The organism is Leisingera daeponensis (genome assembly GCF_019801465.1).
GTDB classification, from domain to species: domain Bacteria; phylum Pseudomonadota; class Alphaproteobacteria; order Rhodobacterales; family Rhodobacteraceae; genus Leisingera; species Leisingera daeponensis_A.
Genome location: NZ_JAHVJA010000008.1, coordinates 1 through 24,699, shown reverse-complemented (window position 1 = coordinate 24,699; position 24,699 = coordinate 1). Strand labels below are relative to the sequence as shown.

The window sequence follows — 24,699 nt, the reverse complement described above, 5'->3', positions numbered from 1 at the left end:
TCCACTCCTCATCCGGCTTGTCGCAGCGTGCGCCCCTGGCCTGCAGGCGCCAGCCGCAGGAGAAGCCATGCAGACCATCCGGAGATTGTCTTCCGCCATCGGTTCATCCGCCCCCGCATGCGGCCTTCCCGTCCTCCGGGCCGGCGCCGGGCGCCCGCAGCCGGTACAGGAAGATGCCGTTAAAGCAAACCAGGGACAGCACCTGGGCCAGCAGGAAGCCGGCCGACAGATGGATCAGGCCCGTGTCCAGGACAAGGTAGAAATAGCCGCAGCAGGAAAGGGTCAGGGCTGTTGCGGCGGCATCCATCACCATTCCGGTCGAGAAATACCGCCCCGCGGTGATGAACACCCGCGGCACCAGCGCCATGTATTTGAAGCTCCAGCCTGCCGCCAGCAGGACAAAAACCGTGTCAAGATCCTGAAATGCGGCGCCGTAGAGAAGCAGCAGCACCAAGTCGCCGGCCAGAACCGCGGTCAGGAAACCGCCGGCGCAGCACAGCATCAGCAGCAGCTGGAATCTGAAGACCTGCCGCCGCACGGCGGCAAACCGGCCGTCCTGGAAGCTGCGGGCCAGCGGCGACAGGAAGGTGAGCAGCAGGGACAGCACCAGGATATTGGCGGCCTGAAACAGGTAATAGACCGCGGTGAACCGGCCCAGCTCAAAATCGCCGGCAGCGGCATCGACCAGGAACCGCGGGGCCAGAAGGCCGATGTCCCCGATCAGCGTGCCGGCCGCCACCGGAAGCTGGGTCAGGGCGATTTGCAGAAGCGGCAGCTCCCGGAGACCGGGGCCGCGGCGGCCGGCCAGGCCGCTTGCGCTCCTGTCCGCCAGGGCGAACACCGCAAACTGCGACAGCCCCCATCCAAGCGTCGCCCAGAACAGGCTGGCGGTCGCCGTATAGGTGCCCAGGAAGGCCGCAAACGCCAGAACCGCCCGCAGGAGCTGGGAGCGGGCAATGCTCCCGAGGTCGCCGGACCGCTGGAAAAAGCCGTAGGCCGCCTCGGAAAAGCTTTCCGCCAGCTTGGGCAGCAGCACCGCAAGCGTGACCGCAAATGCCATGCTGGAGGCCGCGGTCAGGCTTGCGAAGAGAACAATGGCGGCGCAGGCCAGCCCGCCGGTGAGGATGCGGAATACCCAATAGCCGGAATCCGGAAAAGTGCCGGACAGATCCGTCGCAATGCCCTGCCGGAGCCCCATGTTGAAAAAGCCGAAGGACACCGTGCTGACCGCCAGCGCCGCCCCGAGGACCCCGATCGCCTCCACATCCCCGGAGTGGGCCAGGATGGAGATCAGACTCCATTGCACGAGGCTGAAAACCAGTCTGGAGAAAACAACAGAGAGGGTGTGGCGTCGGGGCGGCATGTCTCGTCATGCCTCCAGGGGAACCAGGAGGTCTGAAATGCGCTCCAGCTGGTCCCCGCTTTCGCCTTTCAGGTCTTCAAAGAGCGCGGCAGCGTTCCGCCGCAGCTCCGGGTACCGGTCAAGATTGTCCGCGATATAGTCCGGGACACGGCCGGTAAACGCAGCCTGGTCCGCAAACAGCCATTCGGGCTGGCGGCTGAGATCCGATTTCAGGCAGGCGCGCCCGACGGCAAGAACGGGAACCCCGTGGGAAAGCGCCTCAAGGTTCACAATCCCCTGGGTTTCGTTCTTGTAGGCCGAGGGGAACAGGAAAAAGCCAAGCGACTGAAAGAACGCTTCCTTTTCCTGACCGGAGATTTCTCCCAGATGCTGAATGCCGCTGTCGCCGGCGGCGGCGGCCTGCACCAGGTCCCGTGTCTTTGCATCGGCAAAACGGCCTGCCAGCCTGAGAACTGCCGGAATCCCCCGGCGCTTGAGGTTCCGGTACACCTCCAGGCAGGTCTGGACACCTTTCTCGCAGGACAGCCTGGACATATGGCCCAGCACGATCTCCGTACCGCTGCCTTCCGGCCGCGCGCCCTGCTCGGCGGACCCGATATGGAAAATATTCGACAGGTTCTCAGTGTGCCTGATCTTCGGATAGCGGCTGGAAAGCGCCCGGGACATTTCCCGGCAGATACTGATGTGCACGGCATCCGCGCCGGCCGCAGAGACGATCCATGCCATCGCCCGGTTCCGCTCCGAGATATGCGAGTAGGTGTGATGGTGGAGGAAAACCCGGGAGGATCTGGCCCGGGCGCACAGGCAGTAGAGGAATGTCAGATACATTCCCTTGTTGGCATCCACCGAGATATAGGTGCTGCTGGAGCGCCCGCTTTCCAGCAAGATGCGCGCGGCCGCGCAGCCGGCCCGCAGCAGCTTGACCGCCTGCGGCAGCCGCCGGTTGCCGCGGGCGATGTTCACTTTACGGATTCTCCCGGCCCCATGCCTGCCCAGGAGATAGCTGTAAAATTTCTGCGTTGAGATTGTCTGGCCGCTGATAGGCCCCGGGAAGGGGCCTACAACCAAAACTTTCCGTGCCATTCAAAGCCGCTCTTTCAGCCAGGCGATTTCCTTTTCCTGTTCCTCGTGCAGGTAATCCAGGTCCAGGGTCACCAGCCGGGTCTTGATCTCCTCGAGGCCGACACGGCCGAACAGCGCCGAGCGCGGGCTTGGCGTGAACAGCATTGCCGGGCTGCCGAAGGCCAGGGTTGCCACGCAGGCATGAACCCGGTCGGAGAGGGTGAAATCCGCATTGGCGTAGATGTTGATGTAGGTCCAGGGCTCGTCCGATGCGGTGGCATTGGGCTGGCGGTAGATCTTGTGGGTGACATGCGGGAAGAAACGGTGCTCCGGACGCACCACCATCCGGCCGGCAAAGGTCTCCGGCAGCTTGCGGCGGTCGGTCAGGTCGGCAAAGTAGCTGCGGATCTTGCCCTTATGCGCGGATTTGTCGAGAAAGTTCGGAATCCCGAGATGGTAGGCTGCCCCTTCCAGTTCGATCCGCATGGTGCGGAACTTGCCCGCATCAAAGGCGCTTTCGGAGATGCTCGGCTCCGGGTAGCGGTCGAAATTCATTGCCATGTAAGGCGTGCTGCCGCGGGTCTTGAACGGGGTGACGCAGCGGTTGAGGAAAAAGCCGGAGTCGATCCCGTTGTACTTCGGAACGCCGGGCAGCCAGTCCTTCAGAATGCCGTAGGATTTGTCATCCCGGGTGGAGATCAGGGCCGGCGGATATGCTTCAAGGAAGGCCTTCACCTTGGCGATCTCGCTGCCGGTGAATTTGAAGAAGGCGCAGGACAGGAGGATGATCCTGGTGCCGCGTTCCTGCAGCGCCTTGAACGTCTTTTCCCAGCTGGCGGCCATCCAGGCATTCAGCACCGGCCCCTGCAGCACCAGATAGTCGATATCCAGGTATTTGACAAAATCGACGTAATTGTCCGGGTTGCCTTTGAACTTGTTGTGCAGCGTGCGGTAGTTCGGCTGATCCTGAAAATACCCCACCGCATTGTCGCCGAACACGCGCTTCAGTACATATTCCCCGCCCAGGTTAAAAAAGGCATTGCCGACATTCTGGGCCCATTGCCCGCCGACAAGGGCAACCCGGGGGGCTTTCAGCTCAGTTGTTTGAATATTCATAACGTGTTTCCTAGTTCAAAATCAGGCGTTCTGGAGCCAATGGCTGTAAGTTTGGCCAATACCTTCTTCCAGAGACCGGGAATTGTTCCAGCCCATGGCATGCAGCCGGGAGCTGTCCATCAGTTTGCGCGGCGTGCCGTCCGGCTTGGTCGTATCAAACACCAGCTCCGCGTCGTAGCCGACCACCCGGGCGATGGTTTCCGCCAGTTCGCGGATGGTGACCTCCACCCCGGAGCCTACGTTCACATGATCGTGGCCGGAGTATTCCTTCAGCAGGAACACCAGCGCATCCGCCAGGTCATCGCAATGGATGAACTCGCGCCGCGGCGTGCCGGTGCCCCACAGTTCCACCGAGGCGGCGCCTGCTTCCTTGGCCTCGTGGAACTTGCGCAGGAGCGCCGGCAGCACATGGGACGAGTTCAGGTCGTAATTGTCGCCAGGGCCGTAGAGATTGGTCGGCATCGCCGAGATCCAGTCGCGGCCGTACTGCCGCCGGTAGGCCTGCATCAGCTTGATGCCTGCGATCTTGGCAACGGCGTACCATTCGTTGGTGGGCTCCAGAGCGCCGGTCAGCAGGCTGTCCTCCGGGATCGGCTGGGGCGCAAATTTCGGGTAGATGCAGGATGAGCCCAGGAACAGGAACCGTTCCACATCCGCTTCATGGGCGGCCTGGGCGAGGTTCGCCTCGATCATCAGGTTCTGATAGAGGAAATCGACCGGAAAATCGCTGTTGGCCTTGATGCCGCCGACCTTGGCTGCTGCCATGACGATGGCATCGGGGCGCTGCGCCTGCATCCAGGCCCTGACGGCCGCCTGGTCGACCAGGTCCAGTTCCGCGCGGGCGGCAGTGACCAGTTCGCAGTCTTCAGCTGCCAGACGGCGCAGCACGGCGGCACCGACCATGCCGCGGTGGCCCGCGACAAAGACACGTTTTCCCTTCAGATCATAGGCCATGGTGTGCTCTTTCAGTCCTCCACAGAGACCGGCACTTCCATGCCGTGCTCCTTCAGGAGCGCGTGGCGGCGGGCGGTCTTCAGGTCCTCGGCGACCATCTCGGCGCACATCTGCTGCACCGGGATCTCCGGCACCCAGCCCAGCTTCTCCCTGGCCTTGGCCGGGTCGCCCAGCAGCGTCTCCACCTCCGCCGGGCGGAAATAGCGCGGGTCGATCCGCATCACCACATCGCCGGGCTTCAGCGCCGGCGCCTTGTCGCCCTCGACCGCCGCAACGGTGGCAATCTCGTCCACGCCCGAGCCGGAGAACTCCAGGTGGATGCCCAGCTCGGCGGCGGACCAGGCGATGAACTGGCGCACCGAATACTGCTTGCCGGTGGCAATGACGAAATCCTCCGCCGCCGCCTGCTGCAGCATCATCCACTGCATCCGCACGTAATCCTTGGCATGGCCCCAGTCGCGCAGCGCGTCGATGTTGCCCATATAAAGGCAGGGCTCCAGGCCTTGCGCGATATTGGCCAGCCCGCGGGTGATCTTGCGGGTCACGAAGGTCTCGCCGCGGCGCGGGCTCTCGTGGTTGAACAGGATGCCGTTGCAGGCATACATGCCATAGGCCTCGCGGTAATTGACCGTGATCCAGTAGGAATAGAGCTTGGCCACCGCATAGGGCGAGCGCGGGTAGAACGGCGTGGTCTCGCGCTGCGGCGTCTCCTGCACCAGGCCGTACAGCTCGGAAGTCGAGGCCTGGTAGAAGCGGGTCTTCTTCTCCAGCCCGAGGAAGCGGATCGCCTCCAAGAGCCGCAGGGTGCCCATGGCATCGACGTCGGCGGTGTATTCCGGGCTCTCGAAGGAGACCGCCACATGGCTCTGGGCGCCGAGGTTGTAGACCTCGTCGGGCTGCACGTCCTGCAGGATCCGGGTCAGGTTCGAGCTGTCGGTCAGATCGCCGTAATGCAGCTTGAAACGGGCGTGATCCGCATGCGGGTCCTGGTAGATGTGGTCGACCCGCTGGGTGTTGAACGACGAGGCCCGGCGCTTGATGCCATGCACCTCATAGCCCTTCTCCAGCAGAAACTCCGCCAGGTAAGACCCGTCCTGGCCCGTGACGCCGGTGATAAGTGCCTTCTTCATTTCGTATTTTCCGCCTGTTCCGTGATCTGGCCATTCAGGAGAGATTTCCTGCCCCGTAACCCAAATGCTGTCAGATTGCAGTTGTGTGCATATCCTTTGGCCGGGCAACTGAAGCAAAGACTCCCGAAACCCGGCTGACATCAGCGCGGCTCAGATTGTGGTGGTTCGGCAGGTAGATGCCGAATTCGTGGACCAGATCAGCGTTAGGCAAGGTCTGCTCGCCGTACTCCCGGACCCAGAACGGGTGGCGGGCGATGTTTCCGCAGATCAGCGGGCGGCACTCAATCTGATTTTCCTTGAGTTTTTCAAAAACCTCCATCCGGTTTTCAACCAATGTCCCGTAGGCAAAGGAGGACAACAGGCCTGTATCGCTGCGCTGCTGGTAGTAGCCGGTCAGCGTATCCGCGTAAGAGCCGAAGTTCCGCGCCCTGACGGTGCAGATGCTGTCCAGCTTCTTCAGCTGCATCCGCCCGATAAAGGCTTGCAAATCGGTCGAGCGCAAATTGAAACCCGCGTGGTAGAACGTGTATAAATTGCGGAAATCATCAATCCTGTGCTGGCTTTGCAACCGTTCACGGCGTTGCGGATCGAGATCGCGGCTCCAGCCGTGGGAGCGCAGCGACAGCATTACCTGATGCAATTCCGTGTCGTCGGTCACGACCATCCCGCCCTCGATGGTGGAGATGTGGTGGCCGTAATAGAAGGAGAAGCTGCCCGCTGTCCCGTGACAGCCCAGCTTGCGGTCTCCATAGGTTGACCCCAAAGCTTCACAACTGTCTTCCAGCAGCAGAATGCCATAGCGGTCGCAAATCTCCTGAATTTCCTTCAAGTGGTTTGCATGACCCAGCACATGCACAAGCAACAGCATTGACGGTGCTTCCGTCCGGCAGAGCTCTTCCAAGTGGTTGAGGTCAAGGCCCAGGTTTTGGGGGTCGCAATCGCATAGCCGCACATCAAACCCCAGCTGCATCAGCGGCGACACCGTGGTGACCCAGCTGACAGCCGGGGCAATCACCTTGTTGTTGCGCAACCGCCCCGCCTCCTTGGCGGCATAGATCATCAACAGGTTGGCTGACGACCCCGAGTTGACGAAAACCGCGTGGCGGCACCCCATCCATTCTGCAAACTCCCGCTCGAACTCAACCGTGAGCGCGTCCTTGGTCAGGCGGTTACCGGCCAGCATCCATTCCGCGGTGGCCTCCAGCTCAGCTTGCGAAATCGTTTCTTCCGCCAGGGTCACCGGCTTCCGGGCTATCATATTCATGCGCGTGCCTCCCGTACGGCCTGCATGGCCTTTAATTCGACATAGTAGTGGCGCACCTCGTTGTAGGCGGCTGCGATATCTGCCTTTTTCTTCCGGTCCTTGAAGGCATCGATTGTGATGCTCCCGTCATGAGCGCGGAAGCTGGCCAGAGGCTCCTTGACGAAGCCCACCTTGGGATAGCGCAGCATGGACAGCAGCGAGGCAAAAATATCTGGACCGACGCCGTGGTATTCATGGCCCTGCAGCGGCAGGCGGCCCTGGTACAGCGCGTCGATCAGGATCTGCCGGCGGAAGACCGCGGCACCGGGAGAGATCAGTGAGCCGACGATCTTTTCCTCCGCCAGACGGTTTTCGAAGATGCCGGAAGCGGGCAGCCAGTCCAGGAACTGTGTCATCGTCTGCTTGCCGGTGCTGTCGTCGACAACTTCCGCGCCGGTGAAGGCAAAGCCCACATCACCCTTAAGCAGGTCCGCGCATTTCTCGATGAAGGTCGGGTGGATCCAGTCATCATCATATTGCAGATGCACATATTCTCCCGAGGCGTGAAGCACCCCCTCCAGCCAGCAGAAATGCGGGCCGAAGTCACGCTCACGGCGCACATAGGTAATTTTGCTGCCGTAGCCTGCCGCCACCTCAGGCGTGCTGTCGGTCGAACCATGGTCCACCACGATCACTTCGCAGGGATGGGTCTGCGCGAGAGCGCTGTCGATGGCCTTTGGCAGCATCTCGGCCCGGTTGAAGGTCGGGATAACGATGGAAATCCGTTCAGGCATTACATTCTCCAAGTATGTGCTGCAGGCGCGAAACGTCGGCCACCAAGTTGTTGCTTTGCCCCATAGGAGTGATCTTGAGTGGAAAGGGCGCTAAGGACTGCGCGAACCCGGCAACCGTCACCGGATTGCCTGAGGCCACATTCACCACGCCTTCCGCATCTGACAGCGCCAGCCGGACCAGATACCGGGCGGCTGCGCGAGCGGTCAGGAAATCCCTGAGCCCGTCTGCTCCGTAAAGCTCGAAATCTGCTTCAGGGTCCGCCTCGGTGAAGCGTTTTTCCAGGGAAGGCCGCAAGTAGCTTCCGGTCTGTTCAGGATCATGAATGGAAAACAGGCGGCCGATGCAAAGAGAGCGGCCCGAGACAGCGCAGATTTCCAGCGCCGCTTGTTCGGCCATCAACTTACTCTGCCCGTACACAGTGACAGGTTTGGTTTCTGCGGTCTCCGGGATTGGAGTGTCCTGGCTGGCATAGACATGGCTGGTCGAGCAGAGAAGCATCCGGGCGGGGGAGGCCGACAGCGCCGACAGCAGGTTGATCGTGCCGCCCGCATTGACCGCATAGGCCCTGGCCGGGTCGGCGTTGACCGCTGCCACCGGAACCATTGCCGCAAGGTGGATCACAAGATCCAGCGGGCCCGCTGCTGCAATCGCCGCAGCCGTCTCGGAGAGATTTGTCAGGTCTGCCGTGTTGCGGATCACTTCAGCGCCGGGAGCAAGCTCCGCCAGCACCTTGAGCGCATGGCGCCCGACGATCCCGCCGCTGCCTGTGATATAGATTTTCGCGGCCATCGTCACTCCGCAGCAACCTGTTGCGCGGGTAGACCGAAAAGTCTGCGGTAGCGGGCTTCCAATTCAGCGCTTTTCTTTTCTATCTTGTTGAGCGGCTTTTGCCTGACGCGGGCCGCAGCCTTGCCGTGCCAGCAGAAATCGCCGCTGCGCACGCCGTCTGCAAAGGACCTCGTGCTCAGGCCTTCCGATTTAAGCAGGTCATTGTCCTGGTGAGGCCTGAATTCAGCCTGGGCGTCCGGATCGGAATAATAGCGCCCGATAATCTTGGGCAGCCGGGTCAGCTTCAGGTTCTTGTGCTTCAGCAGCCCCCAGAAGATTGTGTCGCCGATCGACAGGATGGGGGCGCCGTTACCGAAATACGTTGGATACCATTTGCCCACGATATCCAGATCCCACATAGTAGCGGCCCCAAGGGTGCCGCGTTCCCCCGAGCCGCTGCCTAGCCTTAATCCTTGATGGCGGCGGGGCGGCCATGCGGGCAGGTATTGCGTGCCTTCCAAATCTGTCACCGGAAACTCCAGAGACAGGTGCTGCTTGTCAAAACAGACCAGCCAGTCCCCTCCCACAAGAGCAGAACTGGTAGTCATTGCAGTATTCAGAAGTTCTTGCGCCCCGTTTGTGGCCAGCCGGTCATCCATGTTCAAATTCATGACGTACCGTGTCTTGGCAAGCGCTACCGCTGCAGCCCACGCTTCATAGATGGTAAGAGGTTCGGAAAACGAATGCCACGGCGCATCGAGCCACTCCGGGGCTTCCTCCCCGTTGTCAAAAATGTAGCAGGGTTCGACCCTTATGCTTTGTGCCTTCAGGTTCTCCCAATGAGAACGCAAGAGCTCCAGCTTGCCTACCTGCTTGTGCCAGACTGCGCAGAATACAGTCACCAATGGCCGGTCTTCCGAGGCTAGGTCCGACTGGTTGTGCGATTCAAAAAGCATTCGGCGGTTTCTCCAACCCGTGTAGTTGAGGCTTCTCCTCTTCGATTTTAGGGATACCGGCGAAAAGCTAATTGGAGGTTAAGTGGCACAACAAGTAATTGCCGTAGCAGCTCGGTTTTGAGAGTCTTCAGGAGAACCTCCACCGCAACATTGAAGCTCCCATGCTTGCCATCCGCCAGACGGATCAACTAGCAAGTAGTGATTTCTGCGGGCGGCGATCGGGTCTGGATTTGAAAGCACCAGAACGCTACCGGAGGCTGATTCGGCTAGTCCAGTTCGACCGCTAGAGCATTGACGGCTTCGGTTCTTTCAGGACTATGTACATCCTTATTTCTGGAGTAACGGGCGTTTCCCGCTGGCCAGCCTGCCCTTGTTCCAAAGGCGGCGTTTCGGCTTGGCAGCACGCGAAATCGGCACCCAGGCTGGCCATCAAGCCTTTCACAACCTGCCTGATTTTCCGGAGCGGATACCGGCCCGGGATGCGTTCTTCCAGATCGGCATAGCTGAAAAGGAGGCCGCTCGCTTCGTCCGCCCCGCTTATCATCATCCCTGCCGCATTTGCACTAGGACTGAACCATGTTCCTCAGGCTGTGTCGAAAGCCGTTTCCATAGCGGTAAGCGAAAACGCAGCCACGACGGAGCCGATCGGGGTTTACCGGTTTACGATTCCGCACCAGCTTGGACCGAACGCCATTTCGGGATTGCTGCCCTGCCTCATAAAGCCAGGGCGGCTGGCGCGGGCAAAACTCTTGACTCGGAAATTCCGTTTTGCCATTCAGCAAAAGTGACCGGTTCCGCGAGTGTTTCAATGCGCAGCGGAAGAAATAGGGAACACGGTGCGGCGTACCCAAAAGGGACCAAATCCGTGACTGCCCCCGCAACTGTGAGCGGTGAGTGACGCTGAAGACGCCACTGGGATCCGTCCCGGGAAGGCCAGCCGAACCAGGACCCGCGAGTCAGGAGACCTGCCGGACACAAGGGCGCGGATCCGCTTGCGGCAAACCTGCCCTTTTCCACCGGACGCCGGGGTGAGCGTCTGGCGCGACTGCCGTTCCGGCTATTCCGTGCCACTATCCCCGTTGTTCATTCCTGATTGCAGGTGCGCCTGCGTCGTCGAATGAGGACGAAATGAAACTGAACTACCTGGCCGCAGCTCTGGCCGTATCCCTGCCGGCCGCCGCGTCGGCGCACTTCCAGCTGAATTACACCGAAAGCGCCCTGATTGCGAAGCCCGGCGATGTGCCGATGGGCCTGGTGTTCTGGCACCCGATGGCAAACGGCCATGCCATGGACATGGGCACGCCGGCAGAGTTCTTCATGATCCACAAGGGTGAAAAGACCGACCTTTCAGACCGCCTGGAACCGGCCGTCTTTAAGGGCGCTGAAAACGAAGCTTCGGCCTACAAGGCGTCCGTCCCGGTGAAACGGTCCGGCGACTATGTGGTGGTCACCGTGCCCGCGCCCTACTACGAGGAGAGCGAGGATATCTTTATCCAGCAGATCTCCAAGGTTGTGCTGAACCGCAACACGCTGCCCACCGACTGGGATCAGCCGGTTGGCCTGGCCACCGAAATCCTGCCGCTGAACAAACCCTACAACGTGATCGTGGGCTCCACCTTCTCCGGTCAGGTCCTGGCGGAAGGCAAACCGGTTCCTGGCGCCGAGATTGAAATCGAATTCATGGCGGCGGAGCCGGACCTTGAGAAGTTTTCAACCACCGAACCCACCGTTCAGGAAATGGCGGGCGGCTCGATCGTTGCCATCGCGGACCAGAACGGTGTGTTCTCCTTTGGCATCCCGAAAGCGGGTTACTGGGGCTTTGCGGCCCTGGGTTCCGGACCGGCGACCGAGTACGAAGGCAAGGAGCTCAGCCAGGATGCCGTGCTGTGGATCCACGCCGCAGAGCTGAAGTGAGGCCCGGCCCATGCATATCGTAGACGGCGCTCTGTCGAACCCGGTTGTGATCGGCGGAGCGGTTGCCGCCGCCGGCGGTATTGCCATGGGCCTGCGCAACCTGCCGCTGGAACGGATTCCGGCGGCAGGGGTTCTGTCCGCCAGCTTTTTTGTGGCCTCGCTGATCCATGTGCCGATCGGGCCCAGTTCGGTACACCTGATCCTGAACGGGCTGGCCGGGCTGGTGCTGGGGTGGGCGGCCTTCCCGGCCCTGTTCGTCGGGCTGCTGCTGCAGGCGGTCTTCTTCGGCTTTGGCGGCCTGACCGTGCTCGGTGTGAATGCCGTGAATATCGCCCTGCCCGCAGTTCTGGCCGGACTGGCCATCCGCCCTCTATTGGCCCGCGGTTCACCGTTGCAAGGGGCGATCTGGGGCGGCATTGGCGGCGGCGCAGCCATCGCCCTCACGACGCTTGCGGTTGCGGTTTCGCTGATGCTGTCCGGTGATGAATTCCTTCTGGCCGCCAAGCTCGTGTTCGTGTCCCATATCCCGGTGATGGTGATCGAGGCCCTGTTGTCCGGCGCTGCCATTTTCCTTGCGCGGCGGGTCAAACCCGAGCTGTTTGCTGACGCGAAGGGAAGCCTCGCATGATCCGCGCCTGGGTTCTGGGCATTGCGCTGATGGCTCCGCTGCCTGCATTTGCCCACAATGTGATCTCCGCGGTGTTTCCTTCCGGCTCCGACATCGAGGGCGAGGTCGGTTTTTCCAATGGCGAAATGGCCCCGGGCCTGCTGATCGAGGTTTTTGACCAAGACGGCGGCAAACTTGGTGAGACCAGGACCGATGACGACGGTTTCTTTGTGTTCACCCCGGCCGAGCCGGTGACGCACATCTTTCGCGGCAACCTCGGCGCCGGCCATGTTGCCGAAGCTGCCATGGATGCGGCAGAGGTGGCACAGATCATGGGCAAAAGCCCAAGCACGGCAACACCCGCGGCGGCCGGATCCGGTGCGCTCCCGCTGGCCGCAACGGCAGCCGGCCTGTCCGATCAGGCCCGGGCCGAGCTTGCCGCCATGCTGCGTAACGAATTGCGTCCGCTCCGGCAGGAACTGACCGCTTTCAAGAACAAGTCGGACTTCCAGTCCGTTCTCGGCGGAATCGGCTATATTTTCGGCCTGTTCGGGCTGGGCTTCTACATCGCCGCCCGGCGCAAGATGGGAAACAGCGCATGACCTATGTTCTGACAGGCGATGAAAAACCGCTCAGCGGGATCGGTGTTTGCCGGGCAAAAGTCACCGCATTCGACCCGCGCATGCGGATCGTCATGACCGCCATTTACGCAATAGTTGTCGTCTCTCTGAACAGCCTGTGGGTTCTGGCGGGCGCGCTTATCCTGTCGTCAGGGCTGCTGGCCCTTTCCGGCCTGCCGCCCCGCAAAACGCTGAAGCGGATGGCGATGATGGACAGTTTCATCATATTCATGCTGCTGCTTCTGCCCTTTACGATTCCCGGAACGCCGGTGTTTTCCCTGTGGGGGCTGGAGGCCAGCTGGGAAGGTTTGCGGCGCGCCGTGGAGATTGCTTTGACGGCCAATGCGGTCATTCTTGCGGTCATGACGCTGGTGGGGTCGATGGAGCCGGTGACCTTGGGGCACGCGCTGTTTGCCCTGAAAACACCGGAGCGGCTTGTACATCTGCTGATGTTCACCATCCGCTACATCGATGTTCTGCGCGAGGAATACCAGCGACTGCGAACTTCGATGAAGCTGCGCGGCTTCCGCCCGGGAACCAATTGGCACACTTACCGCAGCTATGGCTACCTGGTCGGCATGATGCTGGTGCGCGCCATCGAACGGTCGGAACGCATTCTGGCGGCGATGAAATGCCGGGGGTTTTCCGGCCGCATCGTCCTGCTGGACGACTTCCGCTTGAGCAGGGCTGACCTGCTGTTTGCCGCGGCCCTATCCGCCGCTCTTGCCGCCCTGATTTGCGCGGAGGCCATCTATGCTGCTTCTTGACCTGAACAACATCCACTTTGCCTACCCCGGGCTGGGCCCGGTGCTGGAAGGCGCATCGATGCAGCTTGAACCAGGGCAACGGCTGTCGCTTGTCGGGCCCAACGGGGCCGGGAAGTCGACCCTTCTGAAGATCATCATGGGGCTGCTTGCTCCCGAACAGGGCACTATTTCGGCTTTCGGCAAGACTTGCACCCGCGAAGCGGATTTTCACGAGGTGCGCCGCCGCATCGGGTTCGTCTTTCAGGACGCAGACGACCAGCTGTTCTGCCCGACCGTGGCCGAGGACGTGGCCTTTGGCCCCCTGAACCTGGGAAAGTCCAAACAGGAAGCGCTGGCCATTGTCGATAATGTGCTGACCCGCCTGGGGCTGATGCATCTGCGCGACCGGGTTACCCACAAACTGTCGGGCGGCGAAAAGCGGCTGGTCACGCTGGCTACAGTGCTGGCGATGGAGCCGGAGGTGCTCATCCTTGATGAACCGACCAACGCGCTGGATCCGGAAAACTACGGGCGTCTGACCGGAATCCTGAAAGAGCTTGATCAGGCAATCCTGCTGGTCAGCCATGACCCGGAGTTCCGTGCAGAGATTGCCCCTGACGGGTATCACCTGAAAGATCGTGAGCTTCTAAGGGTCTAAGGCAGGAAATTGCCTTCGGGATTTGCAGCGGCAAGATGACTCCTGCCGGAAGCGGAAAACATAGGACCTGTCACTGCGCGAACTCCAAGAAAGGGGGCTCAGTGGCTGGTCCTGCTAGGCTTCAGAAGAAGCCCAAGGGCTAGGAACACTTCCGCCAGCGGTTCCACAAAAGCCTCGTCGAGAGCCAGGAAGCCGCCGAGGAGAGGCTGCGCTTTCGCCAAACCTGTCAGCGCGTGCATGAGACGAAGAAACGCAAACTCCTGCAAGTCTTCAAAGGCGTGGTTTTTCGCAGCTGATCAGCGAACGTTTGAACACTGCGCATGAGGAACTGACTGCGATGAGGGACAAGCGGGCAGAGTTTGTTCCGTCGGCGGTCGATCTGCCCGGGAACCTGCCGGAACTCTACCGGGAGATGGTGGCGGACTTGGCAACGTCGTTGTCTGACGAGGCCGTTGCCGAACGGACCGTAGATGAGCTGCATGAGTTCGTAGAGCGTGTGGGGTGCATTGGGGCGATGACGTGCAGAGCCACTGGCTCTTGATCGACGGCAACCTGCTGAAGGTGATACGCAAATCGGCGCCGAGATATCACGACGCCGATCGTGATGATGCGGTATTCGCGGGTGTTGGTTGTGGGAGCAGCCAACCGCCAAATTCTACCTGCCCTCTTCGCAACTATTTAAACGAATGAATGTGCCCAGCCTCCGAAGGCACTTAGGCGATTTCCAGCACCACCGCGTTGGCAATTTCTAACGCCAGCGCTCGGCGCATGCCCGCATCGGTATAAGCCGCCGTGCCGTCCAGCTCGGCAGTCTAGTTGCAGCGGGCCATACAGGCAACCTGCGCGTGTTCAGAGGTGCTTTGGGCGACAGTTCACTGCCGACGTTTTCCCGTGCTTGGCCGGAGACACGTTGCCAACTTGAAAAAGCTGCCGGTGTATCATCTTTAGCGGCGCTGGCCTCGACCTGGCAACAGGGCTCTTTTCCACGGTTGCAATCAGGAGCGCCGCTTACCGGGCCTCCAGCACGGTTTCCGCCCAACGGTCACAGATACCGCCAAAGCAGTCGTGGATAGAGTCGCCCGCAATGCTGCTGCCGTTTGACAGCCGTCCGGCCAGCCCAAGCCCCTGCACCGGTTTTCCGTCAGACCGGATCAGAACCGCATCCGGCCTGCAGCGTGCCCCCAACCCTTCGCTGAGCGCCGTCAGGGTCTTTGCGTCCTGCAAGCCAGCCACCAGCGGCTCCGCCACGCGCTCGAGAGCCGGGGGCGGCAGCACGGTGTCGATCATAACATCCGCGGTCACGGCCGCTTCGCCGGACTGTATGTCCCAGCCCTTCGAAGACAGGGCAACTCCGGGATCGTCCGCGGCGCGCGGATCAACCAGTCCGGTTTCAATCAGCATCAGGAGCTGCCGGGCCGTTACCACCGGCGCGCCGTAGGAATAACGCTTGAGCCCCTCATCAAATGCCGTAAAGGCGCGGGCGGTGGCCGGGGGCACCAGCCTGCTGCCGTAGATGCTGCGCAGCAGTGGCTGCCATTTGCGCCACAGCTGGCCCACCGTGTAGCCGATGGCAGGCGGTTCCTGTCCCTCCGCTTGCCGGATGCCGCAGCGCAGAGCGTCGAGAGTGCCGAGTAGCTCCTGACTGCCCGGTGCCCCGGCTTCCCGCTCCAGCCAGTCCAGCACTTCATCTTGTTCCGCTCCCCCCCCGGCTGACCGGATAACACGCACTGCGGATGCAGCAAGCACATCAAAGGCGGTCGGCAGACCCGCGTTTCCGGAGTCCGAAAGTGCTGCGTGCAGGGCTGCCTCAAACGCTGCGTCCTCCCTTGGCAACGGGTCGAACCCTGCATCCAGCGCCGCATCCAGCGGTTTTGGCCACGGCGCCAGACCATCCAGAGAAAATGGGACGATCCGTGCTGGCTCCCGCCCGGATGCGATGTAGCGTCCATCTTCAAACCGACCGCCGAGACCTAGTGTCAGCATGCGGATCACGTCAAGCGACGACAGAGCCAATCCGCGAATGCCCACGACGCGTCCGGACCAATCTTGGGCAGCCCGGATCAACTCAGCGCCAGGATAGGCTGAACAGAGCGGCAGGGCATTGAGCCCCGCGTGCTTTCGCCATCTCTTCAGCTGCGGATCCGGGTGGGTTTCCGGCTGCCCGAGGGACATCAGAACATGCTCAAACGGCCCGTGACCGCCGCTCTGCGCGTGCAGCCGCCAGCCATCCTGATCCCAATGCGCTGCGCTGACACGCAGCGGGTGATGCACCACGGAAATATGGTCCGGCAGCTGTGCCAGAAGCGCCTTAAACCGTTCATGCAAGTAGGTTCCGAGCATCGCGCGCGGCAGATAAGCCTCCCGGTCGCATCCGGCCTCGCCCAGCCAGTCCGCAAAATCCTCCTGCAGTCGCGAGCATGACGGCGGCGGCGGCAAGGCGATGCTGCGCAACGGCAGGTTCAGAAGGCAGACCTTACTTTCATCGGGACTGAAACTCGGACCCGCGGCGGGCCAGCGGCTGGCATCGAACACATCAACCGCCATCGAGGCGCCGGTGGCCTGTGCCCGGTTCACCAGCGCCTCAAGCGCCCCCAGGCCCCGCGGACCGAAGCCCACAATAGCGATGCGGCGCCGGACTTGCGTCATGATGCCTTCCTTCCCTCTGCTCACCCCCGCCACCTTGGGCCACAGCGGGATCAAGGCGCAAGGTTGTAAAGCACAGAGAACAGTATCGGCGCTAAAGCGTTGATGGTGAACGAGGTGCGCTCGTAGAAGCGGCTGCTCTGTTGGAGGAAGAACCGCCCGCCGGCCTTGGCGTACCGCGCGGGCTTCGGCATCCAGTTTGTTCACAAGGGTGACGCCTGTGAAGAACTTGCCCCTTCTGCCCTTCGCCGGATGACGGCCTTTCCGCAAGTGGCGCAGGCAGCCCAAATTCGACATCAGCGCAAGATGCAGCGTTGCACTCGCTGCTCATGTTTACCGCTCGCGTGTCGACTAATGAGGCATACCGACAAGCGGAAATCTATGGGCCCAGGCTTCAAGACAAGACGTCAAACCAGGTGGGGACTGTCCCCACTGGAAAATCACCTCTCTTTCCCCTTGCCGAAGGAGATGACGCACTGAAGTCCATCAGGCCGGTAGTCCACTTCCACCTCTCCACCCAGATCAAACTTCAAGATAGTGTCAATCATCTTGCTGCCGAAGCCTCGACGCGTTGGCTCGACGACAGGCGGGCCATTACGTTCCCGCCATACAATCCGAAGTAAACCGCCCCTTTGATCAAGGCTTTCGCAGGCGACCTCGACGTACCCGTTTGGCTCAGAAAGAGCGCCATATTTCAGGGCGTTGGTCGTGAGCTCGTGCAGGGCCATCGAAAGACTGGTCGCCTGCTCCGATGGCAGCATCGCGGTTACCCCTGAAATGCGAAAGCGTTCCGCCCCACCGGCCTCTTCCTCTGTCAGTGCGAGCAGTTCCATAAGGTCCGCGGTCTTCTGGCCCTCGCTTGTCAAGATATCATGCGCCTTGGACATCGCCTGAAGACGGCCGGTAAAGCTCGCATGGAATTCGGCTGGAAGGGTTTGCTTGGCTATCCCGGCAACGACGGTGAGGGTGTTCTTGATGCGATGTTTCATTTCGTTCATCGCGACCTTCAACCGGAGTTCGGCCTTCTTGCGGGCGGATATGTCGCGCAGGACGATTGAGTAATTTCTTTTGGCCCCGGTTTCGTGTTCTTCGATCGGCACCACGGTGATCTCAAAGTGCTGCCCCTTACTGTCTACTGTTTCAAACACAGCTTCAGGCTTACTCTTGCAGGTTGCGGCTGCACGCGCAAACCAGTCCGGGTCATCCTCAAGCCGGATCTCGTCCTGGACACAAAGTCCCTGAACAGCTTCGAAAGTCCTCCCCAGGAGCCGCTCAGCGCCTGCATTCCAGCGCAGGATAACACCGTTCTCTTGCACACGAAGTATACCATTCGGCGAGGTGCGGACGATGGCTGCAAGCTCATCTGATTCACGCCGGGCAGCCCGAAGCTGGTCCTCGTACAAGCGGCGTTCGCGGGCGTCGAAAATGGTATAGTCGAACCGGACAGGGCTTCCCTCGGGATCGTGTCGCGCAACTCCGCTGAGCAAAACAGGAAAGGGTGCGCCGTTCATCACCTTCAAAGAACAGGAAATCTCGCGGGCGAACCCCTGCAGGCGCATCATTGGAGCCAAATGGGTCTCGTAGAACAGCCTTCCCGGGCCAGTCATAAGTTCAGGCAACCGTTGCGGTCTTTCCTCGGCCGCGGCCGGAAGGTTCAACCAGCGGCTCAGCGTTTCATTGACATATTTCAGCCTTCCGTCCGGGTCCGTCACGACGATTCCGCAGGGTGCATCCTCCAAAAGTTCCGCGAAAGCGGACTGAAGATCCACTCTGTCTTCCATGGCGCTCAGAAATCCTTGAGATAGTCGCGGATTGCCGCCACCACGTCAGAGGGGACAGTCATATGAGGGCAGTGGCCGGTGGCCGTCAGCACCTTCAGCGTCGCGCCCGGCATCCGGTCGCGCATCCACTCGGCAACCTGCATCGGTACGAGAGCATCATCGTCGCAATGCAGGATCAGGGCCGGACACGCAGCCCTTTCAAACGCCGACCGTTCATCCGCGAAGAAAGTCACACGGCCAAAATGCTGGGCGATTGCAGGATCGGTGCGGCAAAATCCTTTGGTAAGTTCGTCAGCTGCGGGAGCCCCTGCGGGCTGACCGGCGATCGTTGGGGCCATTTGAGCAGACCATCCCAGATGGTTCTCGTCCAGGAACGAAATGAGCTCCTCAAGGTCACCTTGAGAAAAACCTCCGTGATACCCATGAGACTCGTCATCCAGAAAACACGGCGTCGGAGAAACAAGAACGAGCCGGGACACCTTCCCCGGCTCCCGATTGGCCGCGAGCAGCCCAATGGTTGCACCGATGGAGTGGCCGACCAGCACCGCCTTTTCAAGCTCGAGTTCATCAATGATTAGCAGCAGATCATCGGCATGCGCCTGAAGATCGGCATAGCGCCCCGGATCGTAAGCGGAGAGATCCGACTGCCCCATGCCCGTCAGATCGTAGGTCACGATCCGGAAATCTTCGGCAAGGCTTGGCACAACCTGCCGCCACATCGACTGGTCACATCCAAAGCCATGGATGAAAACGATCGGCTGACCGCTGGTCAAACCGGAAACGACAACCTTGTTTCGCGTAATCATGCCCAAAGTCCCCTGTGCGAGTTAAAGCGCCTTTGTGACCAGCACCCTACATTTTAACACACAACGTAATGCGTTGGAGCGTTATCCGAAGCTGCGGCCGAGCTTTCATGAGCCGCAAGATAAATCTAGACTAAAGTTCAAAGCGTGCGATGTTTAGCGGCGAAAATCCAACTCCTTCACTCCGCCCACGTGAGATCAGCCCCATCGCGGATCCCCAGCAACCCACCCGCGTGCAACGAACTTTAGTAGCCTTCCGCACGCTGCCAGTCTGTCCCGGCGTGCGAAGATCTGGCTGCCTAAGGGCGCGCGTTTTCCGGGGTTGCCGTTGCGGCATGGCACGATGGTCCGGACCAATCAGCAGGCAGCCCGTTCAGGTGATACGAGATCGGGAACTGCTGCCCCCCCTGGGAGGCGAGTTGCAGGAGCAGGAATTAGACACCGTTTCATCCCAAACAGGTCTAAGGTTCGTTTGAGAGGCGTACCAAGCATGGCACCTAGTTCTGCCTGAATTAGGTGCCTTGCTTGACAAATTTAGTTTCCTCTGCACTTCGGTGCGGCCCGGGTTGCACAGGCGGAAGGCAAGAAGCACGACGGCTTGCACTGCACCGGCTTTGCACCAGTTAGCGGTCCGCCGTCTCTCCCTTGGATTGGCATTTCGCCTTCGAGACCAGGATCTTCATTGGCCGCCTGCACTACTGGCGATGGCCTGCCGCTTGTCTTCCGAGGACAGCACCCAAACCGCTAGCGAGAACCCGGCCACGCCGCCCGCTGCTTTGCCCAAGAGCAAAGGGAGGATGATCGTTGGCTGAAAATTCGCCGAAAACGCCAGATGGTCGCCGAACATGAACGCACCGCAGACTGCAAAGGAAATCACCAGCACCTTGTCCCGAGGTGGCATGTCTTTGATCAGCCGGAACATCGCGAGCACATTGGCCGAAGCCGCCAGAAGCCCCGCAGTGCCCGCGGAAGACAGCCCGAGCCAAGTGCCGACTTTCTGCATCGGTTTCTGCAAAAACCGGTTCAGCATCCACACCATGGGGAAAGCTCCGCACAGCATGATGCCGATGTAGCCCGCAATCTCCAAGGCCCGGAATTGATCTTCTTCATCGGCGATGATCGGCGCGAACCCCCATCCGCCAAGAAGGCTGGAAAGGAGGCCAGTGAAATACTCCACGATTGACAGGACCAGAACCAGTGTGATCGCTGCATACATGATGCGGCCGAAGGCGAGGAACAGGCGGATCATCAAGGAAGGGTACAATTTGAGACCGGCAGCCAGGGCCAAACAAAAGACGACCAGCGGCGCAATGTTGCGAAACACATCGGCCGTTTCAAGAACCAGACCGTAGGTGGCACTGCCGGCAGCATTGATTTCCGGACGGACTGCGATGTCCATGAGGCCAAGTGCAAGGCATGAAACGAGAACCCCGACCGGGATCGACAGCAACCCGCACATGATCCCGATGGCCATATACTGGTGGTCCTCCTTTTCCAGCATCGAAAGACCGACCGGGATTGTGAAGATGATCGTGGCTCCTGCCATGAAGCCGGTGACCGACGCCATGATCCAGCCTTCGTGCGACTGGGCCAGCGCCTTGGCCAGCTGATAACCACCCATGTCCACGGCGATGATTGAAGTTGCCGCCATAGCCGGGTCAGCGTTGACCGCCTGAAAAGCCGGGCCGATGGTTGAGCTGATAAAGGCGGAAAGATACGGAACCGCGGCCATGATCCCTGCCACGGGAATGAAAATGTGACCGATAGAGTGAAGGCCTGCAGTGAATTCCTTACCAAGGGGGCTTTCACTGTCGATGATCGAGGCAACAGCCCCAACCACGGCTGAGGCCATGATGATGTAAATAACGATGGTGCCGATATAGGCCATGCGCTTACTCCCTGTTGGAGGTCGGACCGGGCTTCGACGTCCCGTGACCGGCAATTGGTCAGCCGAACAATGCTGAAAGATGGTCGTTCAGATAGAAGCCCTGCGGGTCCAACTTGCGGCGCAGGTTTCTGAAGTTTTCTGCCCGCGGATAGATCGCAGCTACGTCCTCGCCCGTCAGAAAATGCATCTTGCCCCAATGCGGACGAGCACCGAAGTCCCGCAGGATCTTGTCCACGGCGCGCAGGTAGTCCCAGTAGTCCTTGCCAGGTTCCCCGGAGACCGACACCGTAACACTGTCCTGGCGGTAAAACGGGCTCATCCAGGCTTCGTCACCGGCCGTGAAGCGGTACTCTATGGGATAGATCGCCTCGGGGAACTGTTCCAGCATCAGTTTGCGCACGGCGCGTACAGCGTCCTTACCGTGTTCACGCGGCACAGCATATTCCAGCTCGTGAAAGTTTGGGACATACTCGATGGGATAGACATCCGAACTGTAGGCGGCCTTTTCAAACTCACGTTCGAATGGTTCTTCTTCAGTGATATCCATGACCTTCATCTCGCAGACATCAGAGGTCCGGCCGGTTTTTGAAGTCGCTGAAGTGTCGGGGAGACAATAACAATGCCTGCTTTCCTCATATGGGCACCAGAAAAAGCTGAAATGCCGGTGATTTTCCGCAAGCTCGTCGTGCATTTCCATCGCGGTCTCGAAGTCCTCGCGCCAGATTTTTTCGTGCAGGTTGTAGCTATCCTGCAGCTGGAGAGTCATTTCCGAGATGACGCCGAGCGTCCCCAGCGAAACCCTGCCCGCCAACAGAAGGTCCGGCGTGCTTTCGTCGACGGTCAGGATCGAACCGTCAGGCTGGATCAGCTTCATGCCCACGATGGCGTCGGCCAGCACCGGCAGTTTCGCGCCGGTTCCGTGAGTGCCGGTGGTCAGCGCGCCAGCTATAGCCTGGCTGTCGATGTCGCCCTGGTTGATCATTGACAGGCCTTCAGCTTTCAGCACCTTCACCAGCTCATTGATCGTCGTTCCGGCTGACGCGGTCACTCGGCGACGTGCATGGTCGATTCCCTTGACGCCCGTCATGTTCGCTAGCGTAAGATGGAGGCCATTGGTCAGTGCGACGGGTGTGAAACTGTGCCCGGAACCGGCGGCGCGCACATTCATCCCCTTGCCGGTCGCTTCGGCAATCAACGCGCAGAGTTCGTCTTCACTTTGCGGTGCCCCACGCGCGGCGCGGACGCAAGCCTGATTACCGACCCAATTGCGCCAATGCGCCTGGTCGACGCCAAAATCATTGACGGTCATCCCGTGTGATGAGGTGGTCATATTCAATCCTCCCTGTTGTTGCTGTTTCAAATTGCGGTGTAACCGTTGTCGGCAAACAGATGCGCGCCATTGACGAAACTCGCATCATCACTTGCCAGGAACAGTGCTGCCTTGGCGACTTCTTCCGGTTTGCACAGGCGCCCCTGCGCGGCCGCGATGGCATTCTCGGAAACATCGACGCCATGCTGTTTCAGGAGATCGATTTCACGCAGACCGTGTGCCGTTGCAATGAAACCCGGGCAGATCGCGTTTGATCGGATGTTCCGGTCGCGGAACTCCACGGCCAGCGCACGGGCAAACATGTGACAGGCGCCCTTGCTCGTGCAGTAAAGAACTTCCATCGGCGTTCCGGCAATGGCCGAAATTGAAGAGGTGCAGATCACGCTGCCTCCGCCTGCTGCGAGCATCCCCGGCAGCACTGCTTTCGTTACCAGAAACATGCTTTTGACATTCACGGCCATGATCTTGTCCCACTGCTCTTCCGAAGTTTCCAGAAATGGCGCAGCGGCCAGAATGCCGGCGTGGTTCATCAGAACAGTAATCAGGCCAAGGGTCTCTTCGACCGTCTTCACCGCAGTCCTGACCTGCTCAGCGTCCGACACGTCGGCGGGCGCAAAAATGGCCTGGCACCCATTGTCGCGCAAACGGCGCGCTGCGGCCTCGCCGTCGCTCCCAGGCAGATCCAGGATCCCGACTTTCGCTCCCTCGGCGGCAAATAATTCGGATGCTGCCAAGCCGCACCCGCCCGCCCCCCCGGTTATCAAAGCTACCTTTCCGGTCAGTCTTCCTGTCATTCTTTACCTCCTGGGCCAAGACTTGCCTGTCCGGCCGGTTTCTGTGTCTATGGGTCACGGACCCGATCTTTCCCAAGGCCGGATGCGGAAAGCCTAAAAGGCGGACACTGAAATTCCATATGGCGTAAGTTATACAAGGGAGGTCAGACGATGATCACCGCACAGGACGCGGAAACCGTTGGCGGCTTGATCTCAGCTGCTGGCGGCTCCAGCTTTGGACAAGCTCTTGATCTATTGACCAAAAGTTGTGCGGAGTTCGACATGAGCTGCGCATTTGCCTTCAGTCTACGCGCAGAGCCCAAGGTGGTGCATGACGGATACTCGGCAACCGTGGACCGGCGGGCATTGCGTTCCTATTTGCGCGGTGCTTATCTGCTCGACCCGTTTTATTCGGCTAGTATATCCGGCCGGCCCGAAGGGCTATGGCGCATGCGTGACCTCGCTCCCGACGGCTTCTACGAGTCTGAATTCATGGCCTCTCGCGAGGTTCACCCCTGCATCTCGGACGAGGCGGGCACTCTGGTCGAGGAGATCGGTTTTCTGGTCCGGCTGACCGGCGAGCACACGGCCACCTACTCTCTGATGCGCAACCGGGGAGGCCAGCCTTTTTGCTCAGAAGAATTCGCAGCCCTTGCTGCGCTCACACCTATCGTTGCTGCAAGTCTTCAACGGCATTGGCAACTGACGCACGCTGCAGACAACGTTGAAACACCCGTCCGAGCAGACGCCGAGCAGGTTTTTCAAGAGGTGTTTGGAAGCGTGCTCACACCGGCTCAGCACGCTGTCACTAAGTTGATATTGCGCGGCCACAGCAGCCTTTCCATCGCCGAGCACCTCGGCATCGCCGAAGGGACCGTCAAAATCCACCGCTCGAACATTTACCGGCGCCTCGAGATATCCAGTCAGAGCGAACTGTTTCAGATGTTCATTAATTACTTGGCTAAGTAACACTGATGATTGGCTTGGTTCCCTGTGTCCGCTGTGTGACGGAAACGGTGCCCTATGACTGCATCTCAACCTTTCGGAGCGCTACCGCGAGACGGTCGAGGTTCTCGCCATGACCGAGTTCGACGCGCGGCGCCAGCAACTGGAACGGGAGCTGCAGAACACCCCTGCCGCGGACCCGGTGGTGTTTCACCCGTCGATGGCGGAGGCCTACCGGGAGCGGGTGTCGCGGCTGATCCGGAGCCTTGGCTCCAGCGAAGGCATGGAAGAGGCCAAGGAAGCGCTGCGCGCTTTGGTGGAGCGGATCGTGCTGACGCCTGCGGCGGAGGGCCCTGGCCTGGATCTGACCCTTGAAGGGGATCTGGCGGGGCTGCTGCGGCTTTCGGCGGGTGTGGAAGGCCCGGACACGAAGAAGGCCACGGACGGTTTGCCGGAAGCCTTTGATATATCTGAGGAAATTGTGTTGGTTGCGGGAGCAGGATTTGAACCTGCGACCTTCAGGTTATGAGCCTGACGAGCTACCTGGCTGCTCCATCCCGCGGCAGTGGTTTTGTTTCATCGTTTTAGAGAGATTATTGGATTT

22 protein-coding genes, 1 tRNA gene, 1 pseudogene and 1 riboswitch are annotated in these 24,699 nt (G+C 60.3%); of the genes and pseudogenes, 6 read left to right on the top strand and 18 right to left on the bottom strand.

Features of this window, described 5'->3' with window-relative positions; genetic code table 11:
- Positions 1–103: 103 nt before the first annotated feature.
- From KUV26_RS16150 to KUV26_RS23705, 10 genes and pseudogenes are all read right to left on the bottom strand, one after another.
- Entirely contained in the window at positions 104–1,306 is a 1,203-nt protein-coding gene (locus KUV26_RS16150; protein WP_222509084.1) for a lipopolysaccharide biosynthesis protein, read from the bottom strand.
- A gap of 63 nt (positions 1,307–1,369) precedes the next feature.
- The gene (locus KUV26_RS16145; RefSeq protein WP_222509083.1) at positions 1,370–2,326 is read right to left on the bottom strand and encodes a glycosyltransferase; all 957 of its coding nucleotides are present in this window, start codon (positions 2,324–2,326) and stop codon (positions 1,370–1,372) included.
- 120 nt (positions 2,327–2,446) lie between these two features.
- Entirely contained in the window at positions 2,447–3,541 is a 1,095-nt protein-coding gene (locus KUV26_RS16140) for a polysaccharide pyruvyl transferase family protein (protein WP_222509082.1), read from the bottom strand.
- 21 nt (positions 3,542–3,562) lie between these two features.
- The gene (locus tag KUV26_RS16135; RefSeq protein ID WP_315900130.1) at positions 3,563–4,495 is read right to left on the bottom strand and encodes a GDP-L-fucose synthase; all 933 of its coding nucleotides are present in this window, start codon (positions 4,493–4,495) and stop codon (positions 3,563–3,565) included.
- 11 nt (positions 4,496–4,506) lie between these two features.
- On the bottom strand, positions 4,507–5,625 hold the full coding sequence (gene gmd, locus KUV26_RS16130; RefSeq protein WP_222509081.1) for a GDP-mannose 4,6-dehydratase: 1,119 nt from the start codon (positions 5,623–5,625) through the stop codon (positions 4,507–4,509).
- 70 nt (positions 5,626–5,695) lie between these two features.
- Positions 5,696–6,889 carry a DegT/DnrJ/EryC1/StrS family aminotransferase gene (locus KUV26_RS16125; RefSeq protein WP_222509080.1) on the bottom strand — a complete coding sequence of 398 codons (1,194 nt, stop codon included), beginning with the start codon at positions 6,887–6,889 and terminating at the stop codon, positions 5,696–5,698.
- Positions 6,886–7,662, bottom strand: a complete 777-nt coding sequence (locus KUV26_RS16120; protein ID WP_222505844.1) for a glycosyltransferase family 2 protein — start codon at positions 7,660–7,662, stop codon at positions 6,886–6,888. Before KUV26_RS16120 ends, KUV26_RS16125 begins: the two co-directional genes overlap by 4 nt.
- Entirely contained in the window at positions 7,655–8,452 is a 798-nt protein-coding gene (locus KUV26_RS16115; RefSeq protein WP_222509079.1) for an NAD-dependent epimerase/dehydratase family protein, read from the bottom strand. The genes KUV26_RS16120 and KUV26_RS16115 overlap by 8 nt, the downstream gene beginning before the upstream one ends.
- Positions 8,453–8,454: 2 nt before the next feature.
- Entirely contained in the window at positions 8,455–9,387 is a 933-nt protein-coding gene (locus tag KUV26_RS16110) for a glycosyltransferase family 2 protein (protein ID WP_222509078.1), read from the bottom strand.
- 406 nt (positions 9,388–9,793) lie between these two features.
- Positions 9,794–9,931, bottom strand: a pseudogene (locus KUV26_RS23705) (IS5/IS1182 family transposase); the annotation flags it as partial.
- A gap of 228 nt (positions 9,932–10,159) precedes the next feature.
- A riboswitch (cobalamin riboswitch) is annotated at positions 10,160–10,375 on the top strand.
- Between the two features lie 140 nt (positions 10,376–10,515).
- Between KUV26_RS23705 and KUV26_RS16105 the strand changes: the two are divergent.
- From KUV26_RS16105 to KUV26_RS16085, 5 genes are read left to right on the top strand one after another with little or no spacing between them, the layout of a single operon-like run.
- Positions 10,516–11,301 carry a DUF4198 domain-containing protein gene (locus KUV26_RS16105; protein ID WP_222509077.1) on the top strand — a complete coding sequence of 262 codons (786 nt, stop codon included), beginning with the start codon at positions 10,516–10,518 and terminating at the stop codon, positions 11,299–11,301.
- 10 nt (positions 11,302–11,311) lie between these two features.
- Positions 11,312–11,929, top strand: a complete 618-nt coding sequence (gene cbiM / locus KUV26_RS16100) for a cobalt transporter CbiM (protein ID WP_222509076.1) — start codon at positions 11,312–11,314, stop codon at positions 11,927–11,929.
- Positions 11,926–12,510, top strand: a complete 585-nt coding sequence (locus tag KUV26_RS16095) for a cobalt ABC transporter permease (RefSeq protein ID WP_222505849.1) — start codon at positions 11,926–11,928, stop codon at positions 12,508–12,510. The genes cbiM and KUV26_RS16095 overlap by 4 nt, the downstream gene beginning before the upstream one ends.
- On the top strand, positions 12,507–13,295 hold the full coding sequence (gene cbiQ, locus KUV26_RS16090; RefSeq protein ID WP_222509075.1) for a cobalt ECF transporter T component CbiQ: 789 nt from the start codon (positions 12,507–12,509) through the stop codon (positions 13,293–13,295). The genes KUV26_RS16095 and cbiQ overlap by 4 nt, the downstream gene beginning before the upstream one ends.
- On the top strand, positions 13,282–13,932 hold the full coding sequence (locus KUV26_RS16085) for an energy-coupling factor ABC transporter ATP-binding protein (RefSeq protein WP_222509074.1): 651 nt from the start codon (positions 13,282–13,284) through the stop codon (positions 13,930–13,932). The genes cbiQ and KUV26_RS16085 overlap by 14 nt, the downstream gene beginning before the upstream one ends.
- A gap of 98 nt (positions 13,933–14,030) precedes the next feature.
- Here the strand turns inward: KUV26_RS16085 and KUV26_RS16080 are convergent, their stop codons facing one another.
- The 7 genes from KUV26_RS16080 to KUV26_RS16050 form a co-directional block, all read right to left on the bottom strand.
- On the bottom strand, positions 14,031–14,171 hold the full coding sequence (locus KUV26_RS16080; protein WP_222509073.1) for a hypothetical protein: 141 nt from the start codon (positions 14,169–14,171) through the stop codon (positions 14,031–14,033).
- Between the two features lie 769 nt (positions 14,172–14,940).
- Positions 14,941–16,578, bottom strand: coding sequence for an FAD/NAD(P)-binding protein (locus tag KUV26_RS16075; RefSeq protein ID WP_261399948.1), 1,638 nt, complete (start codon positions 16,576–16,578; stop codon positions 14,941–14,943).
- A 437-nt stretch (positions 16,579–17,015) separates the two neighbouring features.
- Entirely contained in the window at positions 17,016–18,356 is a 1,341-nt protein-coding gene (locus KUV26_RS16070) for a PAS domain S-box protein (RefSeq protein ID WP_222509071.1), read from the bottom strand.
- A gap of 5 nt (positions 18,357–18,361) precedes the next feature.
- Positions 18,362–19,162 carry an alpha/beta fold hydrolase gene (locus KUV26_RS16065; protein ID WP_222509070.1) on the bottom strand — a complete coding sequence of 267 codons (801 nt, stop codon included), beginning with the start codon at positions 19,160–19,162 and terminating at the stop codon, positions 18,362–18,364.
- A gap of 676 nt (positions 19,163–19,838) precedes the next feature.
- Positions 19,839–21,047: an ethanolamine utilization protein EutH gene (gene eutH / locus KUV26_RS16060; RefSeq protein WP_222509069.1), complete on the bottom strand. Its 1,209-nt coding sequence runs from the start codon at positions 21,045–21,047 to the stop codon at positions 19,839–19,841.
- A 58-nt stretch (positions 21,048–21,105) separates the two neighbouring features.
- Positions 21,106–22,377 carry a D-arabinono-1,4-lactone oxidase gene (locus tag KUV26_RS16055; RefSeq protein ID WP_222505859.1) on the bottom strand — a complete coding sequence of 424 codons (1,272 nt, stop codon included), beginning with the start codon at positions 22,375–22,377 and terminating at the stop codon, positions 21,106–21,108.
- 26 nt (positions 22,378–22,403) lie between these two features.
- Positions 22,404–23,171 (bottom strand): SDR family NAD(P)-dependent oxidoreductase, encoded by a 768-nt coding sequence (locus KUV26_RS16050; RefSeq protein ID WP_222505860.1) that lies wholly within the window; start codon positions 23,169–23,171, stop codon positions 22,404–22,406.
- Positions 23,172–23,321: 150 nt separating this feature from the next.
- On the opposite strand from KUV26_RS16050, the gene KUV26_RS16045 reads away from it, so the two are divergent.
- Positions 23,322–24,119: a helix-turn-helix transcriptional regulator gene (locus KUV26_RS16045; protein ID WP_222509068.1), complete on the top strand. Its 798-nt coding sequence runs from the start codon at positions 23,322–23,324 to the stop codon at positions 24,117–24,119.
- Between the two features lie 461 nt (positions 24,120–24,580).
- Here KUV26_RS16045 and KUV26_RS16040 read toward each other — a convergent pair.
- Positions 24,581–24,657: transfer RNA gene (locus KUV26_RS16040), tRNA-Met, on the bottom strand.
- Positions 24,658–24,699: the final 42 nt, after the last annotated feature.

Excerpts from the sequence above, each read along its gene's own strand:
- KUV26_RS16095 (WP_222505849.1), top strand. The coding sequence starts at position 11,926 with ATGATCCGCGCCTGGGTTCTGGGCATTGCGCTGATGGCTCCGCTGCCT.
- KUV26_RS16110 (WP_222509078.1), bottom strand. The coding sequence starts at position 9,387 with ATGCTTTTTGAATCGCACAACCAGTCGGACCTAGCCTCGGAAGACCGG.
- KUV26_RS16055 (WP_222505859.1), bottom strand. The coding sequence starts at position 22,377 with ATGACCACCTCATCACACGGGATGACCGTCAATGATTTTGGCGTCGAC.
- KUV26_RS16065 (WP_222509070.1), bottom strand. The coding sequence starts at position 19,162 with ATGATTACGCGAAACAAGGTTGTCGTTTCCGGTTTGACCAGCGGTCAG.
- KUV26_RS16070 (WP_222509071.1), bottom strand. The coding sequence starts at position 18,356 with ATGGAAGACAGAGTGGATCTTCAGTCCGCTTTCGCGGAACTTTTGGAG.
- KUV26_RS16085 (WP_222509074.1), top strand. The coding sequence starts at position 13,282 with ATGCTGCTTCTTGACCTGAACAACATCCACTTTGCCTACCCCGGGCTG.
- KUV26_RS16140 (WP_222509082.1), bottom strand. The coding sequence starts at position 3,541 with ATGAATATTCAAACAACTGAGCTGAAAGCCCCCCGGGTTGCCCTTGTC.
- KUV26_RS16075 (WP_261399948.1), bottom strand. The coding sequence starts at position 16,578 with ATGACGCAAGTCCGGCGCCGCATCGCTATTGTGGGCTTCGGTCCGCGG.
- eutH (WP_222509069.1), bottom strand. The coding sequence starts at position 21,047 with ATGGCCTATATCGGCACCATCGTTATTTACATCATCATGGCCTCAGCC.
- cbiQ (WP_222509075.1), top strand. The coding sequence starts at position 12,507 with ATGACCTATGTTCTGACAGGCGATGAAAAACCGCTCAGCGGGATCGGT.
- KUV26_RS16080 (WP_222509073.1), bottom strand. The coding sequence starts at position 14,171 with ATGCACGCGCTGACAGGTTTGGCGAAAGCGCAGCCTCTCCTCGGCGGC.
- cbiM (WP_222509076.1), top strand. The coding sequence starts at position 11,312 with ATGCATATCGTAGACGGCGCTCTGTCGAACCCGGTTGTGATCGGCGGA.
- KUV26_RS16115 (WP_222509079.1), bottom strand. The coding sequence starts at position 8,452 with ATGGCCGCGAAAATCTATATCACAGGCAGCGGCGGGATCGTCGGGCGC.
- gmd (WP_222509081.1), bottom strand. The coding sequence starts at position 5,625 with ATGAAGAAGGCACTTATCACCGGCGTCACGGGCCAGGACGGGTCTTAC.
- KUV26_RS16045 (WP_222509068.1), top strand. The coding sequence starts at position 23,322 with ATGATCACCGCACAGGACGCGGAAACCGTTGGCGGCTTGATCTCAGCT.
- KUV26_RS16120 (WP_222505844.1), bottom strand. The coding sequence starts at position 7,662 with ATGCCTGAACGGATTTCCATCGTTATCCCGACCTTCAACCGGGCCGAG.
- KUV26_RS16050 (WP_222505860.1), bottom strand. The coding sequence starts at position 23,171 with ATGACAGGAAGACTGACCGGAAAGGTAGCTTTGATAACCGGGGGGGCG.
- KUV26_RS16125 (WP_222509080.1), bottom strand. The coding sequence starts at position 6,889 with ATGAATATGATAGCCCGGAAGCCGGTGACCCTGGCGGAAGAAACGATT.
- KUV26_RS16135 (WP_315900130.1), bottom strand. The coding sequence starts at position 4,495 with ATGGCCTATGATCTGAAGGGAAAACGTGTCTTTGTCGCGGGCCACCGC.
- KUV26_RS16105 (WP_222509077.1), top strand. The coding sequence starts at position 10,516 with ATGAAACTGAACTACCTGGCCGCAGCTCTGGCCGTATCCCTGCCGGCC.